This is a genomic window from Mesorhizobium sp. RSR380A (assembly GCF_054719385.1).
In genome coordinates this window covers 3931691-3950559 of the sequence record NZ_JBTTIB010000001.1, presented here as the reverse complement: position 1 = coordinate 3950559, position 18869 = coordinate 3931691, and the positions used below count along the sequence as shown (strand labels likewise).

Here is an 18869-nt window from a genome sequence, read left to right as displayed (position 1 = left end):
GAGATACGTGCCAGAACCTTACGCCGGACCGATCATCGACGCCCATCATCATCTTTGGGATCTCAGCCTGGGACGGCATCCCTGGCTCGGCGCCACGGCCGGCGAGCGCGGCGGCCTGGGCGAGCTTGGCCCCTTGCGGCGGAACTATCTGCCCGGGGATTATGCGCGCGATGCCATAGGGCATAATGTCGTCGCCACCCTCCATGTCGAAGCCGGCTGGGCGAGTGGCGACTGCATCGGAGAAACGCGCTGGCTTGAAGCACTCGACAAATCGCGCGGCGTCGCCGCCCGCTATGTCGTTCACGTGCCGCTCGCCGATCGCCAGGCGCCTGCGCTGATCGAAGCGCAAGCCGCGTTCGAGCGTGTCGCCGGCGTGCGCGACATATTGAGCTGGGATCCCGACCCTGCCCGCCGTTTTGCGGCCCGTGACGGCATCATGGACGATCCGGCCTGGCGCGCCGGGCTTGCCTTGCTTGGCCAGCATCGGCTGGCCTTCGACCTGATGGTGTTTCCGCGCCAGCTCGCCGGCGCGGCTCGCCTTGCGGCTGCCTTCCCCGATCAGCAATTCGTGCTCAACCATTGCGGCAGTCCGATCGACCGCGACGCCGACGGCATGCAGAGATGGCGCGACGGGCTGCGGCTTCTGTCGCAATGCGACAACGTCGCCATCAAAATATCGGATCTGGTCGCCTACGATCATGACTGGACGCTCGACAGCCTGAAGCCCGTCGTCCTGCATTGCATCGATTGTTTCGGCACCGGTCGCGCCATGTTCGGCAGCGACTTTCCGGTCGCCGGCCTGCATGCCTCGTTCGATGACATATATGACGGCTTCAAAACCATCACAGCGGACTTTTCCGCCGACGAGCAGACGGCGCTGTTCTTCGGCAACGCAAGGCGCATCTATCGGCTCGACGATGTGTCATCGGCGCGCCTGCTCCCGGCCTGAGAGCAGCAGCAGGCCGAGGATCAGCGAGCCGAACAGGATGCTGCGCCAGCCGGGCGATGCGTTGACGACGGTGATCAGCGCGGTGATGGTGACCAGCAGGATGGCGCCGGGGATGGTGCCGGCATAGGTGCCAAGCCCGCCGAGGATCGAGGTGCCTCCGAGGACCACAGCGGCAATCGAGGCGAGCAGATAGGGATCGCCGATGCCGACATAGCCCTGTCCGTTCATGCCCAACACGAGCACGCCGGCAAGTCCCGAGCAGAAGCCGCTGATGCCGTAGACCGCAAGCGTCGTGGACGTGACCGGAACACCGGACAATGCCGCGGCAAGTGGGTTCGCGCCCATGGCGAAGATGCGGGCGCCGAGCGATGTCGCATGCATCGTGGTCAGCACGATCGCCGACACGACCACCCACAACAATACGCCAGCGGGAATGCCGGCCGGCCGGCCATTGCCGAGCCAGTGGACCAGCGGGTTCTCGGCGGTCACGGCGCTGCCGCCGGCGATGATGATCAACAGACCCTGCAAGAATGTCGCCATGGCCAATGTCATGATCATCGGGTGGACGCGCAGCAAAGCGACGCCGAGCCCGTTGACCAGGCCGATTGCCGTGGTCAGCACCAGAACGGCAAGAATGGCGGTGATGCCGGTCGGATCCACCTGCCACGACAGCAGCGGCAGGCTGACGGCGCTGACCGTGACGATGGCCGCGACGGAAAGGTCGATGCCGCCGGCGATCACCACAAAAGTCTGGCCCGCGGCAACCAGGCCGATGACGGCGCCGAGCTCCACCAGATAGCGCAGATGGCCATAAGCGCCGAAGCCGCGCGAAACGAAGCTCGCCACGATCCAGACCGCGGCAACGATGGCAACGGTGAGAAACGGCCGGCTGCGCAGGACCGTCAGGGCGCGTTTGCCGCCCGCGCTGTCATTCCATGCTGTCATTGCTGTGCCTTGCGGGATTGCGGGATGGCGACCGCGCCGATGATGATCAGGCCCTGGGCCACATATTGTGCGACCGGCGTGAAGCCGAGGAAGAACATGACGCTGATCATCAGGCTGAGCAGCAGGCTGCCGGCAAGCGCGCCGCGCATCGTGCCCTGGCCGCCGAGGAAGCCGATGCCGCCGAGCACCGCAGCGGCAATCGAGTTCAGGGTAAAGGCGGCGCCGATGACCGGGTCGCCCGAACCGGTCTGTGCGGCGACGAACAAGCCGGCGCCAGTGGAGAGCAGACCGCTGATCGCATAGGCCGCAATGCGCGCGCCGTCGACCGGCACGCCGGAGCGATAGGCGCCGACCGGATTCTCGCCGGCGGCATAGAGGCTCAAGCCAAGCGGCGTGGCGAGATAGAGCTTCCACAGGAGAATGATGACCACCAGCAGCACGAATGCCGCCGGTGTGTTGCCGGCAAGCAGGTCGGACAGCCACGCCGGGATTGCGCCGCCGGGCCGCGGCAGGATCAGCAGTGCGGCGCCGCCGATGATGAACGACCCGGCAAGCGTCACCACGATGGCCGGCAGCCGAAGCCGTACCACGATGAAGCCGGTCGCCGCCCCGATGCCGAGGCCCGTCAGCGCCACTGCGGCAGTGCCCCCGGCGACGCCCAGCGGCCCGGCCATCGTCGTCGCGGCGATGACCGCGCCCAAGCTGACCGTCGCGCCGATGGCTAGGCTGATGCCGCCGGTGAGCATCAGGATCGCCTGCGCCATGGCGACCAGCGCCAATGGAAACCAGCTCTGCGTGAATTTGGCGAAGCCGGACGCCGTGAACAGGCCCGGAAAGAGGACGCCATAGGCGATGAGAAACACCAGGACGACGGCAAACAGGCTGCGCACGCCGACATTGCGACGCATCTGCACCGGCCAGTAGAGCGCATCGGTCTGCCGGGCGGAGGAAGATCCGTTCATGCCGCAACCTTCCGCTGTTCGGCGCCCATCGCCGCGGAGACGATGGCTTCCTCGCTCAGCGCTCCACGCGCCAGCATGGCGACGATGCGGCCTTCGCGGACGATGGCTACACGGTCGCAAAGGTGCACGAGTTCGGGCGTGTCGGAACTGAGCAGCACGACCGCCTTGCCGGCGGCGGCGAAATTGCGAAGCATCATGTAGATCTCACGTTTTGTTTCGACGTCGACGCCGCGCGTCGGATCGTTGAGCAGAAGCACCAGCGGGTCGTGCGGCATCCATTTCGCCAGCGCCACCTTCTGCTGGTTGCCGCCCGATAGAGCCTGCGCCGCCCGCCCGAGGTGACCCTTGATGCCGAGTTGGACGGCAAGGCTTTTGGCCGTCTCGCGCTCTGCGCGGCGGCTGCGCAGCTTCAGCGCCGGCAGCCTGGCAAAGGCGGGCAGCATCATGTTGGTGATGATGGGATGGATCAGGTGCAGGCCCTCGCGCTTCCGATCCGCGGGCACATAGGCCAACCCCAGCGCGTTGGCTTTCGGCACGCCGCCGGGCAGGCCGGAGGCGCCGTTGACGGTCGCCGACGCCGTCCGTGCCGGAATGGCGCCGTAGAGACCGAGCAGCAGATCTTCCTGCCCTTGCCCGACCAGACCGCCAATGCCAAGCACTTCGCCCGTTTTGATATCTAGATCGACGTCGCGCATCAGGCCGGCCGAAAGATTTCGGACGGAGATAGCGTCGGCAGGCAAACTGGAAGGCTGCCATTGCGGAAAAAGATCACCGGGATCGCGGCCGACCATCAGCCGAACCAACCCGGCGGCGTCGGTGCCTTCCAGGGTGCGGTCGGCCGTGCAGGTGCCGTCCTTCAGCACGGTGACGTGCTGGCATAGCGCCATGACTTCGTTCAGTCGGTGCGAGATGTAGAGAATGGCGATGCCTTCGCCGCGCAACCGCTGCAGCAGATCGGTGAGGATTTTGGTTTCGGTTGCCGATAGCGACGATGTCGGTTCGTCGAGAATGAGCACGCGCGGCCGGCGGTAGAGCGCCTTGGCGATCTCCACCATTTGGCGGCGGCCGAGCGACAGATGCCCGACCGGCGTCGACAGCGGCTCGTGCAGCCCGACAAGTTCGCATGCGGTCCTCGCCCGCGCAGCGAGTTCGCGGTAGTCAATCAGGCCGAACCGTTTGGGATAGGCGCCGAGACCAATATTTTCGGCGATGGAAAGACTGGCCGTCAGGCTGAGTTCCTGCTGGACGACGGCGATGCCGGCCTGCCGCGCAACAGCCGGCGTCATGCGTGAGACCGCGCGTCCATCGACCTCGATCGTCCCGCCATCCGGTCTCAAGGCGCCGGACAAAAGGTTGATCAAGGTCGACTTTCCGGCGCCGTTCTCGCCGAGCATCGCATGCACGCGGCCCGGCTGGAGAGCGATTGAAACGTCGCGCAGGACGGGGTTGCCGAAGAAAGACTTCGACACACCCCGCGCCGCGAGCAGCGGAGCCATGGTTGTCAACGCTACAACCCTTCAGGCTTATTTCTGAGCCAGCAGCTTCTTGAACAGCTCCTCATCGTAAGGAGAAAAGATGTAGCCGTCAGCCGGGAAGTCCTTGGCCCGGGCGAGGTATTCGTCGATGTTGGAATTGTCGATTACCGGCAGCGGAATCTTGACGAAAGCCGGCACATCCTTGCCTTCCAGCGCCTGGACGGCAGTGTAGGTGGCGAAGGCGCCGAGCCAGTTCGGCTGCATCGTCGCCCAGCTCTTCAAGCCCTTTTCTTTCCAGAGTTCCAAAAACTGCCGGGCGTTCTCACCGGTGATCGGCACCTGTTCACGGCCCTGCTTGTCGAGGGCCAGCACGGCGCCTGCCGACAGAGCGCCGCCGAGCGACAGGATGCCGTCGATCTCGGGGTTGGCGAAGAGGAGGCTGGTGACGGCTTCCTGTGCCGGCGCGACGTTGTAGGGCGTGTTGGTCTCGGCAAGCACCGTCACGTCGGGATGGGCCTTGAGCTCAGCGTCGGCGCCTTTGCGCCTGTCATCGCTGACCGAAACCCCGGCGGGGCCATTGAGGATCAGGATCTTGCCCTTGCCGCCGATGGCGTCGATCAGGAACTTGGCGGCCTGGTCGCCCCATTGCGAAGAATCGGTGTTGACCTTGGCGGTGACCTTGTCGGTGTCGACGAGGCTGTCGAAGTTGATGATGGCGATGCCCTTGGCGCAGGCGTCGGCCAGAACGCGTGCCGGTGCGGTCGACGAACCGGCGATCAGGATGATGGCGTCGACATCGGAATCGATCATCGACTGAATCTGCTGGATCTGGACGTTGGCATCGCCCTGAGCGTCGGTGACGACGAGCTTGTCGACCAGTCCCTGCCTCTTCAGGGTCTCGACTTCGGCTTCGATCGTGCCTTGGGTCTGCTTCATCCAGGTCGGCACGGAATAGATGTTGGCCCAGCCGATCGTGTACGGCGCCTTGCGGTCGCCCTTGATGCAGTTGGCGGCGGCATTGGCCTGCGAGGCGACGCCAAAGCTCAGCACGAGACCGAGGCAAAGCGCGCTGGCGGATGCGAAAAACGGTGATTTCATGATGACTGTTCCCTTCAGAGGTTGTGGCCTCGACGTGCAGAACAAGGGCGAGGAAACCCGTCGATCGCCGGGTCTTGGAAACCGTGTGTCCTCTCGGGATTTGTCTGCGTCAGGCTCGTTAGTTTGTCTGGTATTTCAGACAATGTGTCTGTATATCGGACAAATTGGATGCTAGACCGAGCCTTGACATCTTTCAAGCGCCTTGAGACGAGAACCGAAATGATTTTGGCGGATGGTCATGAGCGACGGCACTAACGATGCGATCGGGAAGGAAGCCGGCGCGGAGCCGCGCAACGGCGAACGACGACGCGGCATTGACCGCGTCATCATGCTGCTCGAGGCGTTGCTGCGGCACCGCGCGCCAATGCGCGTCGGCGACATCGCCAAAATGATCGGCGCGCCGCGTTCGACCACCTACGAGATCGTCAACAGCCTGCTCGACGCCGAAATGCTCGAAAACGTCGGCGGTGAAGGTTACGTCTATTTCGGACGCGCCATGCATCTGTTCGGCTGGGCCTACTCACATCACAATGCCCATTACCGTCGCATCATCGAGACCTTGGATAAGTTGGCCGCCGAGACAGGCGAGACGGTCCAGCTATGCGGCCTGCGTGGCAACAAATACGTCGTTCTTGACTGCCGAGATTCGCCGGGCCCGTTCCGGATCTCAAGCGATGTCGGGGTTGAGGTGCCGATCCCATGGACGGCATCCGGACGGCTGCTCCTCGGCCATATGAACGAGCAAGAGTTGAGGGATTTCATCCCATCTGGCGACTACAGGCTTCCCGACGGCCGCATCATTGCACCAGCCGAATTCTTTGCCGATGTTGCCTTGGCCCACCGGCAGGGTTTCAGCGAGACCACAGCCTTGGCCGACCGTTTCACCTGGTGCATGGCGGCCCCCATCCGTGACGGCCACGGCGCCATCAAAAGGACCTTGTGTTTGGTGTTACCCGTCGACACGCCGGAGCCACGGCGCGACGAACTGCTTGCGTTGCTGCGCGAGCGCGCCCGTGGACTGTCTCTGGCGGGAGGCTGACGATCAGCCGTCGTGCCCTCAGGTTGAAGCCTCTTAAAGGCACATGGATTCCGCTCTTCCCCATTGGTTCCATTTAGGTTCCGGACCTTAGTCCCATAGTCGGTGGATAAGGTCCGAACCAGGGAACACGCAACCGGAAGCCACATTAGGAGAAGACCGTCGATCAAAGTCCCTTCATCGCCGGTTGAGGATCCCGCCGCTCTTACTGTCGAGAGCGCGGCGAATCCTTACGCGCGGAGCGAGCACATGAGATTTGTCGAGATTTTCACAGATGTGCTTACGGCCCTGCTTCTCGCTTTATTCGTGTGCGGGATATTCGCTGTTTTCGGAGGCCATCTGGTTCCTCCACGCTACGCAAAGATGGTGTTGCTGCCGGACCTCGATAAGATGACGACTGCATCATCTACACCCAGCTTGCCCGATTCCATCGACTTGCAACTTCAAAAGCGCCCAGAGGTGCAAAGGTCTGCCGGCGTGACACAGCGCGCAGTCGGTCTGGAGCCGCCAGTGCCATCCAGCAAGCGGTAAGAATCAGCGGAGGTTTTGTGGCTCCCCAGCTATCAGAGAGCGCCGGCGATTATTGACAGACCCGGCTCTTGAAATTGGCTGAAATCGCCGCTCCACATTTCCGCATCTGTTTGAATTGTGTTTATCAACTAGTGCGAACGCTATGGCGAAGCAGGTTGAGCTGGCGGCGTTCCTGGCTGATCCCCGCCAGTGCTTGATCGCGGCGTGGGATCCTTGTCGAGCTTGGGATTTCGGTCCACCGGTTCGCCATTCACATCATCGGCCTTGGAGTTTGCAGGGTCCGTTTGGCCAGGATTTGGGCTGTAAGTATCTGGCGATGGAACCCGGCTGTTTTGCTGTGTCGCCGGTGTCTTAGCCTGCTCGCCATAGATTTCAGCGATCCCCCAGGCAATGAGCGCCAAGACAAGGCCTGCCAAGAGCACGCCAAGGACCGGTCGCCCCAAGCCACCCTGCCTGGCCCGCTTTTCCGGAATGTTTCTGCTCATGATCGCAACCTTGGGCTAAGAGGAGTGGCCCGCGCTCCAGGAGCGAAGACGCGAGACGGTCAAGAGTTCCGGACGTTGGCCATGCGGCGAACAGGGAACTCGCTGCACATACCGAACTCGCTGGCGCTGTTGATGTTCCCACGGAATACAAACAGCGCGCCGCCGGGAGCCGGACTGGCAATTTGGGTTGGAGTGGCTGGAACGAGCCAGCTCAAGGTCAACGAGCGGCGGTGTGCGTAAGCGGGCAGCCAGACTGGAACTTTGCCGAATCTGCCGCGTTGCCGACCATGGCCGACTACAACGAGACCACCAATCCGGTGCTGACCGGTTGCAAGGCCCGCGTTGCCACCAGGGACATCTGTTTGAAGGCTATCTGAAATTTGCTCCTCGTTGTCGGCGATTCCGCCCAATGGAACATCCTGATCCGCTCGCGGTTGGGGAAGCCCGGGCCAGCTCAGGAGCATCATCATGAACGTCGAACGTAACCCGGCCGAAGACAGAGGCGATATTCAGTCTGGGGCGACAGAGGACAAGACGCCGGGATTCGACCCGGCGGCGGCGCCTATGGAAACCGATGCCGAAGCGGCAGACACCGGCGCCGTGCCGGTTCCCGCAGCGACGGGCACGCCGGCTTTCGCTAATCAAGCAAGCTTCGCCAATGCGATGCGGCGGCCGGACGACGAGAGCGCCCCGGCCCCGAGTAAAAACGGCCCGGTGCTGGCCATTGTCGCGCTTGTCGTCGTTGCCGCCGTCGTGTTCGTTGTCGCCGCGATGCTGGCGCGATAGCAGATCCTGCGCTTGCGCCAAACCTCTGCCCTTGGACGCGTTCAAGGATGTGGCCGTGGGCAACAGGCGATCAGCGGCTGGAAAAGCAGGTTGCAGCCGCGCATGCCACGCCGGCCGGCACCCCGACCGAGCAGCATTGCGGCATGGCCGAACCCCGTTCGGTCGCCAAGGGTTGAGGCCGGATGCTCGTTGGAAGCGGGAACATTTCACATCGAGCCAAGTTCGGGCTCGCAGAGCTTGTCGTCAAGGAACAGCACATGCAGGCCCTCACATGGCACGGCAAAGGCGAGATACGCTGCGATCAGGTGGCCGATCCGACGATCCAGGATGAACGCGACATCGCTGCAGAAAGTTCAGAACGGCGATATCGACCCGTCATTTCATCGGGCTGGCCCCAAGGCCGGGCCCGAACTTTACAAAACCTTCCGCGACAAGGAGGACGGCTGCATCAAAGTCGTGATGCGCCCGCACGGCTGACCGTTCTGCCTCAGTGGCCCGACTATGTTGTCCGGCCGTCTGCATGCTGAAAAGGCGAGAGTTGAAAATGGCCAAGGACAAACCCGTATCGACAAACCCGGCCGCCACACCTTCGGTCAGATCGCCTGAGGCCACCGGCCTGCCACATCCCCGTCGCGACGCTGAAAACAGCGATTCCGGCGCCAAGCCGACGGCGCCCAAGACCGCTGGCGCCCAGCAAGCGTCCAGATCGCCGCTCGACAGCCGTATTGCAAATCGCAATGCCGGCCGTCCTCGTCAGGCAGGCACGACGCCTCGGCCGACCGACGAACCGCTGGAGTAAAATGAAACCTTAGATGCGGCGCGGGTATCTGCACCGCGGTGTGTGTGCAGTCAGGGTCTTCCTGCCCTGCCGACAGCGCCATACAGGTCTTGATCTCCCGTGGATCGCCGGGATCGGCTTACTTTAGCGGAAAATTCGGTGGTACCGTTGGCTGGGATCGAACCAGCGACCTCCGGATCCACAATCCGGCGCTCTAACCATCTGAGCTACAACGGCACGTTCGCCTGAGCCAGATCGTGGTGAAAATTCATTCTCCGAGATCCGCTCTGTCGTTCGGCGATGCGTCCAATACGGTCTATCAGAGACTAATTCAAGGCCTTTGATAAGGCAAAGCCGGTTCCGCCAACAGGCGCCGGTTTCTTCGGCAAAAGAAAAAGGCCGGCGGGAGGAGGTGCCGGCCTTTTCCTGTTACGAGCCAGCGGGAGGAGGTGCTGGCTGGTCACCCCGGAGAGCAGAGGGAGGAGGTTCCACTCGCCGGGTATTCATTTGGACAACTCTATCGCACACCTATTTGTCTGACGAAATGCGACGTTTTGATGCATCGCAGAGTTGTGCGCAATTATTAGGCGGCCTTGATGTCCTTCAGGGCCTTCTCGAAAGCGGTCTTGACCGGCTTGGAGACGTCTTCGGCAGCCTTCGAAGCAACAGCCTGGAAGTCCTTGGCCTGCTCGACCGTGGTCTCGACGCGCTTGCGCAGGAAGGCGGTCTGCAGTTCGACCACTTCCGACAGCGACTTGGCGCCGATGAGGGCCTCGAGATGCGAGAAGCCGGCTTCGGCATTGGCGCGCAGAGCGGCGATGGTCTTGAGCGACAGGTCGCTGGAAACGGTCTTGGCAGTCTCGAAGGTCGATTCCAGGACTTTCTGGGTCTCTTCGGCGCCGGTCTTCAGCTTGGAGTAGGCTTCCTTCGACTGCTCGACGCCCTTTTCGGCGAAAGCGCGGATCTGGTCGGTTGCCTTGGAAGCGTCGAAGCTCGGGAATTCAACGTTTTCGAAGGTCTCAGCGGTCTTGGCCTTGGTCATTTTCCATCCTTTCGGGGTAGCGGCTTTGACAAAAAGCCGTCTCGTTCATGTATGATGGCAATATAGCGGTTTTTTTGTGCGATGCAATATCTTTGTTGCAGTGCACCATAATTTCTTCCCATGCGTTACCCCAAGAGGTTACCCAAGGGCATTCCGAGGGGCTGTTAACCAAGTGGCCAGAGATTCCACCTGCTTCCCGCCATGGCTTGTGGACCTTCGCCGCGCGGGCTTTTATTAACAAAGCGTTAACTGCAAATTGCCCGCCTTGTAGGTTCGCCAAGAGGGGTTCGCCAAGAGGTTTCACCGAAAGGGTCCGCCAAGCGCATGCCTTCCGAGAACTACTCTTTCCTCGATGTCGCCGTGCTTGATGCGGTTCGCCAGCGCTTCGCCGCCGGCGACGCGATCGCGATTCTGTCGGCCGACCTCGAACAGGTGATCTGGGCCAACGGCCCGGGCGCTGCGGTGTTCGGCTATCCCGACATCGAGGCCATCATCGGCGCCTCGGCACAGCTGCCGCTGATCGCCAGGCGTCAGATCATGGCGACCGCGGGCTTCCCGCAGATCGGCAGCGACCGCGCCATTACGGTACGGCTGGCGACCGGCATCACCAGCCGCGCCGTCGGCTTCCTGGCCAGTGCGGTGACTATGCCGGACGGCGAAAGCGCCATCATGCTGGTGGTGCCGGCAGCGCAGGCCGGCTCGCGCAGTGCTGCCGACATTGCGGCCCGCGCGATCAGCGGCTTTACCGAAGACGGCCATTTCATCGCCTTTGTCGACGCCGCCGGCACTGTCGAGGCGGCTTCGGATGGCTTTGGCGCGCTCGCCATCCGGCCTGAGACGCTGGCCGCGCTTGTCGCCGACGTGGCGAGCCAGGACGACCGCATCGTCAAGCGGCTGGTCCCCGGCGGCGCCACGTCCTATCCGGCCGGCTTCGCGCGCCTGACCGAGTCCAGGCATCTGCTGGTGGTCATCGACGAGGATCAGCTCGGTGAGGAAAATCCTGTCGGCGAGCTGGATGCCAAACCTGCTGCAGCGCAGGTCGACGATGGCCCGGCGCAAGCCGCCGCGGAGAACGCGGTAACGGTGGATGCGGTGGCTGACCACCCCCCCGCAAGCGGGAATCAGGGCGCCCCACTCGCGGCCGCGCCTGATGTCGGGGAGACAGGTCCGGCTGCCACCGAGCATGATGCTTCGGCGTCAACCGATACAAAGGCGGACCATCGCGAGCAGACGACCGGCCGCGAGCAGGCGGCGAATGACAGCGCGCCGGCGCAACATGATCATTGGTACTTCCATGCCGGCGAAGAGCCGCAGGCGGGCGAGCCGGACAGCCCGGCGCAGGCCGAGCCGGACTCTGTTTCCCCGGCCGAGAGTGCGCAGTTGGACAGCAGTGCCGCTGCGCCCGCCCTGCCGTCTGACGCAGCCCCACCGGCTACGCCTCCCGCCAAACGTGAGGTCGACCGCTCGGCGCCGCCGCTGCGCTTCGTCTGGCGCACCGACGCCGACGGCAAGTTCAGCGCGCTGTCGCCGGAATTCGGCGACATTGTCGGCAAAGCCGCCGCCGACGTGATCGGCCGCCGCTTCAAGGACGTCGCGACAACTTTCGGCCTCGACGCCTCGGGCGAGATCGCGGGCCTGCTTGAACGGCGCGACACCTGGTCGGGCCGCTCGGTACTGTGGCCGGTTGCCGGCTCCGACCTGAAGATACCGGTCGATCTGGCAGCACTGCCTGTCTATGGCCGCAGCCGCGCCTTCGAAGGTTTTCGTGGTTTCGGCGTCGCCCGCGCCGGCGATGCGGTGGTCGATCCGGAAGCAATCGGCATGGCGCTGGTCCCCAATGGCGCGCCAGCGGCAGCAGCTGAGCCGGCCCCGGAACAGCCCGTGGCGGAAGCTCCCAAGGCGGCCGATCCGTTCGAGGGCGAAGTGCCGGCGCTGACCATCGTGCCGAAGCAGGAACGTCGTTTTGCCGACAAGGTCATCCGGCTGGCCGAGCATCGGCAGCCCGCCAACGACAAGCAGCCGACAAGCGAGAGGGGCCTGTCGACGCTGGAGCGCAGCGCTTTCCGCGAAATCGGCGAGCGGCTGAAGAAGGACAATCCCCCGCCGGAGCAGCCGGAGACTGCCAAGCAGGCCGAACCGGCCAATCCGGATCAGGTAACGCCAGACCAGGCCAAGGCAGATGAGCTCAAGCCGGATCGTGTCGAGGCGAACCAGGCTGAAACAGCCGCGCCAGCCCGGCGGCCCGCCGAGGTCTCGAGTCCGGGCGAAGCCGGCCCGGCTGCCGTGGCTGAACCATCGGCAACCGCACCCGAAAATGAAACGGCTGAGGCCGAACCGCCGGAAAGCGATGCCGAGGACGAAAAGGATCTCGCGCGGCTTGACGGCGAGCAGCCGGACGACGGCCTTGCGGACGGCGAAGCAGGCGAGGCGAAGGCGCCGACAGTGTCGCGCTCCCTGCTCGACTATGCCGATCCCGAACCAGGCTCCGTCACCGAAAACAGTACGGAAGCAACGTCGTCCAACGACGAACCTGCGCCGGCTTCCGAACCGGATGATACGCAAGCCCAAGAGATCGTCGAGGCCGCAGAGCCACAGCCGGCTGTTGCCGAGACGCCGGCCAATGCCGGTGAAGACGACAGCATGACGTCGGCCGATTTCCGCGATGCCGAGGACAATGAGGATTGGGCGCCGTCCGACGAGGCGACTGACTCGGCCGTGGAAGACGGGGACAAGGCCGGCGATGCGGACACAGTGCCGGCAGAACCACAGCGCCTGAAAGTGCCGCCGCTCAAGCTTGAGGGGTTCATGCCTTCGGCATTCTCGGCCGGAGATGAACACAAGGCCCCTGACACGTCGATCCTCGGCAAGCTGCCGGTGCCGCTGCTCATCCATTCGGGCGACGAGCTTCATTACGCCAATGAGGAATTCCTCGGCCTGACCGGCTATGACACGCTTGAGGACCTGAGCGACGCCGGCGGGCTCGACGCGCTGTTTGCCGATCCCTATTCAGAAATGGCCGGCGAAAGCGACCACACACTCAAACTGAAGACGCGCGAGGGCCAGGAATTTCCGATCGAAGCCATTTTGCGTTCGGTGCCGTGGCGCGCCGGCAAGGCGCTGATGCTGGTGGTGCGACGTACCGGCGACAACGAGCCGCCGATGGTTGCGCATCTCGCAGCCGACGAGCAGACGCAGCCCGATGTCTCCGAACTCAAAGCGCGCATTGCCGAGATGCGCACCATCATCGACACCGCGACCGATGGTGTGGTGTTGATCGGCCGCGACGGCGACATCCGCTCGATCAGCCGGCCGGCCGAGGCGCTGTTCGGCTTCGACAGCGACGACGTCACCGGTAAACCGTTCGCCTCGCTGTTTGCCATCGAAAGCCAGCGCGCGGCGCGCGACTATCTGAACGGCCTGTCCGAGCCCGGCGTGGCGAGTGTGATGAACGATGGCCGCGAGGTGATCGGGCGCGAGGCGCAAGGGCGCTTCATCCCGCTGTTCATGACCATCGGCAGGCTGCCCAATGACAGCGGCTTCTGCGCCGTGGTGCGCGACATCACGCAGTGGAAGCGGGCCGAAGAGGATCTGACCCAGGCGCGCGCGGTGGCCGAGCGCGCCTCCTCGCAGAAGACCGATTTCCTCGCCCGCATCAGCCACGAGATCCGCACGCCGCTCAACGCCATTATCGGCTTTTCCGAGCTGATGGTGGACGAGAAGTTCGGCCCGGTAGCCAATGACCGCTACCGCGACTATCTCAGAGACATCAACCGCTCGGGCAACCATGTGCTCGATCTCGTCAATGACCTCCTCGACATTTCGAAGATCGAGGCCGGCCAGCAGGAAATGGACTACGAGGCGGTGTCGCTCAACGATACGCTGGCCGAGACGGTGGCGATGATGCAGCCGCAGGCCAACCGCGAGCGTGTCATCATTCGCTCCAGCTTCGCCTCGCGACTGCCGGAAGTCGTCGCCGACCTCAGAAGCGTGCGCCAGATCGCGCTCAACATCCTGTCCAACGCCATTCGCTATACGCAAGCCGGCGGACAGGTGATCGTGTCGACCGCCTATGAAACCTCCGGCGACGTTGTCATGCGGGTGCGCGATACCGGCATTGGCATGAGCCATGCCGAGATCGAGCAGGCGCTGAAGCCATTCAAGCAGATCAATGCGCTGAAGCGCGGGCGTGGCGACGGCACCGGTCTCGGCCTGCCGCTGACCAAGGCGATGGTGGAAGCCAACCGCGCCCGCTTCACCATCACCTCGACGCCGGGCGAAGGGACGCTGGTCGAGGTCGCCTTCCCGTCGACGCGGGTGCTGGCCGAATAGGGCCGGCCATTCCCGGGCGAGAATCCCGGACAAAGAAAAGGCGTCCAACAGGACGCCTTAAATGGGATTTGCTGTCACAACGGGGGCTTGAGCGAATCTGATCCTCAGGGGACGAGGAACGGGATTTCTCCCTCAAGTTACGTGCGACTATCGGCGCCGGGCCTTAACAACTCCTTACCGGCCGTCCAAAAAATTTACGATTGTGTACCACTCATGAAATCTAGGTAAATTCGACCGACATATCTGGTTAACCATCCCGGCCGCGTCACTCAGCCAGCTGTGGCAGGTTCCTGAACAGCTCCAGCGCCTCTGGATTGGCCAACGCTTCCTTGTTCTTGATGGCGCGGCCATGCACCACGTCGCGCACTGCAAGCTCGGTGATCTTGCCCGATTTGGTGCGCGGAATGTCGCTGACGGCGACGATCCTTGCCGGCACGTGGCGCGGGCTGGCGCCGCTGCGGATCTTGGAACGAATGCGCTTTTCCAGATCCTCGTCCAGCGTCACGCCGGCGGCCAGCCGCACGAACAGCACGACGCGCACGTCATTGTCGAAATCCTGGCCGATGCACAGCGCCTCAAGGATTTCCGGCATCTGTTCGACCTGATTGTAGATCTCCGCCGTGCCGATGCGCACACCGCCCGGATTGAGCGTCGCGTCGGAACGGCCGTGGATGATCATGCCGCCATGCGCGGTCCATTCGGCGAAGTCGCCGTGGCACCAGACATTGTCGAAGCGCTCGAAATAGGCCGCATGGTATTTCTTGCCCTCAGGATCGTTCCAGAAGCCGATCGGCATCGACGGAAACGCCTTGGTGCAAACCAGCTCACCCTTTTGCTCGCGGATCGGCTTGCCGTCATCGTCCCATACATCGACAGCAAGGCCGAGGCCGGGACCCTGGATCTCGCCGGTCCAGACCGGTTGCGTCGGTACGCCGAGCACGAAACAGGAGACGATGTCGGTGCCGCCGGAAACCGAGGCCAGATGTACGTCCTTCTTGATGCCGTCAAAGACGAAGCGGAAATCCTCCGGCGACAACGGTGAGCCGGTCGAGGAAATCGCCCGCACACTCGACAGATCATGGCTGCGGATAGGCTTGAGCCCGGCCTTGCGCACGGAATCGATGAATTTGGCCGAGGTGCCGAAAAAGGTCATCTTCTCGGCATCGGCGAAGCTGAACAGCACATTGCCGTCGGGGTGGAAGGGTGAGCCGTCATAGAGCAGCAGCGTGGCGCCCGAGGCCAGGCCCGACACCAGCCAGTTCCACATCATCCAGCCGCAGGTGGTGAAGTAGAAGAAGCGGTCGCCTTCGACGAGCCCGGCATGCAGCCGGTGTTCCTTGACGTGCTGGACCAGCGTGCCGCCGGCCGAATGGACGATGCATTTGGGAATGCCGGTGGTACCTGACGAAAACAGGATGTAGAGCGGATGCGCGAACGGCAGCCGCTCGAACGTGACCGCTTTGGCGGCAAAGGGTGACAGCGCCTCTTCGAGCGCCACGGCCTTGTCGATGATCGCTGCGATATCGCGCGAGGTACCGAGATAGTCGACGATCAGGACCTTGCGGAAGGTTTCGAGCTTCGCCGCAACGGCAGCGATCTTGTCGGCTACCTCGATTGCCTTGCCATTGTACCAATAGCCGTCCGGCGCAATGAATATCACCGGCTCGATCTGGCCGAAACGGTCGAGCACGCCCTGCTCGCCGAAATCGGGGGAACAGGACGACCAGACCGCGCCGATGGAGGCGGCCGCCAGCATGGCGGCGACGGTTTCCGGCATGTTGGGCATCATCGCCGCGATGCGGTCGCCCTTTTTCACCTTGAGCGACAGGAAAAGCTGCTGAAAGCGCGAGGTCAGCTGGTGCAGTTCGCTCCACGACAGCCGCCGCTCGATCTTGTCCTCGCCGCGAAAGACGATCGCGTCACCGGAACCGGTCTTCTTCAGCAGGTTCTCGGCGAAGTTCAGTGTCGCATCGGGAAAGAACGATGCGCCGGGCATCTTGTCGCCATCGACGAGCACCGTCCCATCGGTCCCTTTGTCGCCGACAATGCCGCAAAAGTCCCACAGCAGGCTCCAGAAGCCTTCGCGATCCTCGACCGACCAGCGGTGCAGTTCGGCGTAGGAGGCGAAGGATGTGCCGCTTTTGGCCGCTGCTGCCTTCATGAACGCGGTCAGTGGTGCTGCGTCGATCTGGTCTTGCGTCGGGGTCCAGAGCGGTGCTTCGGCAGCCATTATCGATCCTCCTTGAAGCCCGTCGCGTCGCAAGATAGATATGCTTTTGTTTTGATGCACGTCGTTGTCCCGGAACCGCTGCACTCTCCGGGCGACATGCACTAGCCTCAGCTTTACAGGCGCGCTGTCCCAAAAACGCCGCGCCTCGTAGCAGGCTGAAGCTGCATCGCTTATGCCTACCACCGTGCGGCAGAGCAAGATTTTGTTCCGCTAAACTCGGCCATGTGTGCGCAATTGCCATCGCCGGGCCATAAAGACTTGAAATGCCTCAGCCCTAAGTCGTAGTGACGACTGGAAGGCGTGGTGACAACTGGCGGTTACACCCGTCAGGCGATTTTTATCGGAATGAAAGCAACCGGGGCAATATGCCATCACCTTTGATCCGGCGCGGAATATGGGCGATCGGCGTTGCCGTGCTCGTCATCGCGCTGGTCGTCGCCGCTCTGCCGCTGTTTGCCTCGACCCGGATCGTGCGCGATCGCATCGCCTGGGAAATGAGCGCGTGGAGCGGTTTCAGGGTCACCATCGCCGGTTCGCCGCGCATCGAGGTGTGGCCGAAGTTCCGCGCCATATTGAGCGACGTCACGCTGTCGCAGTGGACCGAGACCGACGCGCCGCCGGTGATCGAGGCCGAACGGGTCGAGGTCGACCTTTCGGCCATGGCGGCGCTGCAGGGCGATGTGGTGTTTTCGACGGCGCGGCTGGTGCGGCCGACGATCCGGGTCCAGCGCGCCGCAAACGGCATATTCCTGCCCGCCATACCAACGGGCGGACGCATCACCCGCTCCATCGACACGGCGCGCGGCGTGGTCAACGCCGATCCGACGAAGCCGGACCTGAGCAAGCTGCCCGCCGATCCGTTCGGCACAGTGGAATTCAGGGACGGCCGCATGGTCGCCTCCATCGGCGGCAAGGACGTCGAATTGTTGACCAGCCTGTCCGGCCAGGCGAGCTGGGCAGCGATGAACAGCAACGCGACCTTGTCGGCGACCGGAATCTGGCGCGGCGAGAGCGTCACCGTCGATGCCGCCTCGCCCAAGCCGCTGGTGCTGTTTGCCGGCGGCGCCGCACCGGTCACGTTTTCGTTCAAGGCAGCGCCGGCCAGCTTCTCGTTCGACGGCACGGCCAGCATGTCGCAAAACGCCTATTTCGATGGCCAGGCGAAATTCGCCGCGCCCTCGCTGCGGCGCGTGCTGGAATGGTCGCAGGCCGGCATTGCCCCTGGTACGGCGATCGGTTCGGTCTCGATTTCGAGCAAGATCACGGCGACCGCCGGCCGCGTCAAATTCGAAAACACCGCGGTGACGCTCGACAGCAACCCGGGAATGGGGGCGCTGGATTTTTCGTTCGGCGACGCCTTGCCGGTGATATCAGGCACACTCGCCTTCGATACGCTCGACCTCAGGTCGCTGTTTTCGGCCTTCACGCCGCTGGCGCCGACCGGCGAGACCGGTCCCGGCGAAATCGACACCAGCTTCGCCGACCGGATCAATCTCGATCTGAGGCTGTCAGCGGCACATGCCTCGGCCGGCGCAATCCAGCTTGCCGACGTCGCCGCTACGGCGCAGGTGAAGAACGGGCTTGCCGTCTTCGATATCTCCGATGCGTCGGCCTTTGGCGGCAACGTGCAAAGTAGCCTGCGTTTCGACCGCAAACCGGAGGGCTCGCAGGTCGAGATCCGGCTGCTCGCCTCCGACATTGACGGCGCCGCTTTCGGCACCGCGGCCGGAATGACGCGGCTGGTGCCGGCCAGCACCGGCACTGTCTCGGTCATTCTCAAAGGGCCGGGCAAATCCTGGGACTCGATCTTCGAGAACGCGGACGGCTCGGTCTCTGCGACGTTCGGGCCGGGCGCGCTGAGCGGGCTCAATTTGCCGGCATTTCTGAAGCACACGGAACAGGGCGGCTTCTTCGCGCTCGACGACGTCTCGGACGGGACACTGCCGATGGACGGCGCCGAGCTCAAGGCCACCATCTCGAAGGGTGTGGCAAGGCTGGACAAGGCCGAGGCCAATTCGGCGAAATACAAGGTCTGGCTGTCCGGCATCGCCTCTTACGGCGGACGCGGGCTGGCGCTTTCGGGGGGTGTCACCCAGGCCGACCCGGCAGCGGCACCGGTCAATGGCCAGCAGGGATCCAACCAGTCGTCATTCTTCGTCGGCGGCACCTGGAGCACGCCGTTCATCTCGCCGATCAGCCGCGGCGTCTCAGGCGAATAGGCGG

Annotated in this window: 14 protein-coding genes, 1 tRNA gene and 1 pseudogene; 8 read left to right on the top strand and 8 right to left on the bottom strand. The window is 63.5% G+C overall.

All coding sequences use genetic code 11. The features are described 5' to 3' along the window. Nucleotides 1-7: 7 nt before the first annotated feature. Nucleotides 8-949 carry an amidohydrolase family protein gene (locus ACYG9Z_RS19020; RefSeq protein ID WP_023701281.1) on the top strand — a complete coding sequence of 314 codons (942 nt, stop codon included), beginning with the start codon at nucleotides 8-10 and terminating at the stop codon, nucleotides 947-949. Here the strand turns inward: ACYG9Z_RS19020 and ACYG9Z_RS19015 are convergent. From ACYG9Z_RS19015 to ACYG9Z_RS19000, 4 genes are read right to left on the bottom strand one after another with little or no spacing between them, the layout of a single operon-like run. After that, nucleotides 923-1894, bottom strand: a complete 972-nt coding sequence (locus ACYG9Z_RS19015; protein ID WP_023695084.1) for an ABC transporter permease — start codon at nucleotides 1892-1894, stop codon at nucleotides 923-925. The two genes, ACYG9Z_RS19020 and ACYG9Z_RS19015, sit on opposite strands and share 27 nt — an antisense overlap. Beyond that, on the bottom strand, nucleotides 1891-2856 hold the full coding sequence (locus ACYG9Z_RS19010; protein ID WP_023681859.1) for an ABC transporter permease: 966 nt from the start codon (nucleotides 2854-2856) through the stop codon (nucleotides 1891-1893). The genes ACYG9Z_RS19015 and ACYG9Z_RS19010 overlap by 4 nt, the downstream gene beginning before the upstream one ends. Further along, nucleotides 2853-4352, bottom strand: coding sequence for a sugar ABC transporter ATP-binding protein (locus tag ACYG9Z_RS19005; RefSeq protein WP_196813726.1), 1500 nt, complete (start codon nucleotides 4350-4352; stop codon nucleotides 2853-2855). The genes ACYG9Z_RS19010 and ACYG9Z_RS19005 overlap by 4 nt, the downstream gene beginning before the upstream one ends. Before the next feature lie 27 nt (nucleotides 4353-4379). Next, a complete protein-coding gene (locus tag ACYG9Z_RS19000; RefSeq protein ID WP_031193248.1) occupies nucleotides 4380-5429 on the bottom strand; it encodes an ABC transporter substrate-binding protein in 1050 nt (349 codons plus the stop codon). 232 nt (nucleotides 5430-5661) lie between these two features. Between ACYG9Z_RS19000 and ACYG9Z_RS18995 the strand changes: the two genes are divergently transcribed. Next, the gene (locus tag ACYG9Z_RS18995) at nucleotides 5662-6468 is read left to right on the top strand and encodes an IclR family transcriptional regulator (protein WP_023723361.1); all 807 of its coding nucleotides are present in this window, start codon (nucleotides 5662-5664) and stop codon (nucleotides 6466-6468) included. A 1072-nt stretch (nucleotides 6469-7540) separates the two neighbouring features. Here the strand turns inward: ACYG9Z_RS18995 and ACYG9Z_RS18990 are convergent. Beyond that, nucleotides 7541-7891, bottom strand: a complete 351-nt coding sequence (locus ACYG9Z_RS18990) for a hypothetical protein (RefSeq protein ID WP_156931535.1) — start codon at nucleotides 7889-7891, stop codon at nucleotides 7541-7543. Nucleotides 7892-7949: 58 nt separating this feature from the next. On the opposite strand from ACYG9Z_RS18990, the gene ACYG9Z_RS18985 reads away from it, so the two are divergent. The 4 genes and pseudogenes from ACYG9Z_RS18985 to ACYG9Z_RS18970 all read left to right on the top strand — a co-directional run bounded on the left by ACYG9Z_RS18985 (nucleotide 7950) and on the right by ACYG9Z_RS18970 (nucleotide 9066). Then, complete coding sequence (locus ACYG9Z_RS18985) at nucleotides 7950-8267, top strand: hypothetical protein (RefSeq protein ID WP_023715626.1); 318 nt, start codon at nucleotides 7950-7952, stop codon at nucleotides 8265-8267. Between the two features lie 47 nt (nucleotides 8268-8314). Further along, nucleotides 8315-8443: a hypothetical protein gene (locus ACYG9Z_RS18980; protein ID WP_023715625.1), complete on the top strand. Its 129-nt coding sequence runs from the start codon at nucleotides 8315-8317 to the stop codon at nucleotides 8441-8443. 181 nt (nucleotides 8444-8624) lie between these two features. Then, nucleotides 8625-8744: pseudogene (locus ACYG9Z_RS18975) on the top strand (zinc-binding dehydrogenase); the annotation flags it as partial. A gap of 67 nt (nucleotides 8745-8811) precedes the next feature. Then, nucleotides 8812-9066, top strand: coding sequence for a hypothetical protein (locus tag ACYG9Z_RS18970; protein ID WP_023681865.1), 255 nt, complete (start codon nucleotides 8812-8814; stop codon nucleotides 9064-9066). Between the two features lie 139 nt (nucleotides 9067-9205). Here the strand turns inward: ACYG9Z_RS18970 and ACYG9Z_RS18965 are convergent. Then, nucleotides 9206-9282, bottom strand: a tRNA-His gene (locus tag ACYG9Z_RS18965). 346 nt (nucleotides 9283-9628) lie between these two features. Continuing rightward, nucleotides 9629-10087 (bottom strand): phasin, encoded by a 459-nt coding sequence (locus ACYG9Z_RS18960; RefSeq protein WP_023715623.1) that lies wholly within the window; start codon nucleotides 10085-10087, stop codon nucleotides 9629-9631. Between the two features lie 324 nt (nucleotides 10088-10411). Here ACYG9Z_RS18960 and ACYG9Z_RS18955 point away from each other — a divergent pair, with 324 nt between their 5' ends. Beyond that, entirely contained in the window at nucleotides 10412-14416 is a 4005-nt protein-coding gene (locus tag ACYG9Z_RS18955) for a PAS domain S-box protein (RefSeq protein WP_023751983.1), read from the top strand. A 265-nt stretch (nucleotides 14417-14681) separates the two neighbouring features. Here the strand turns inward: ACYG9Z_RS18955 and ACYG9Z_RS18950 are convergent, their stop codons facing one another. Then, the gene (locus ACYG9Z_RS18950) at nucleotides 14682-16646 is read right to left on the bottom strand and encodes an acetoacetate--CoA ligase (RefSeq protein WP_023751982.1); all 1965 of its coding nucleotides are present in this window, start codon (nucleotides 16644-16646) and stop codon (nucleotides 14682-14684) included. A 365-nt stretch (nucleotides 16647-17011) separates the two neighbouring features. Here ACYG9Z_RS18950 and ACYG9Z_RS18945 point away from each other — a divergent pair, with 365 nt between their 5' ends. Continuing rightward, nucleotides 17012-18865 carry an AsmA family protein gene (locus ACYG9Z_RS18945; RefSeq protein WP_023751981.1) on the top strand — a complete coding sequence of 618 codons (1854 nt, stop codon included), beginning with the start codon at nucleotides 17012-17014 and terminating at the stop codon, nucleotides 18863-18865. The last annotated feature ends 4 nt before the right edge of the window (nucleotides 18866-18869 follow it).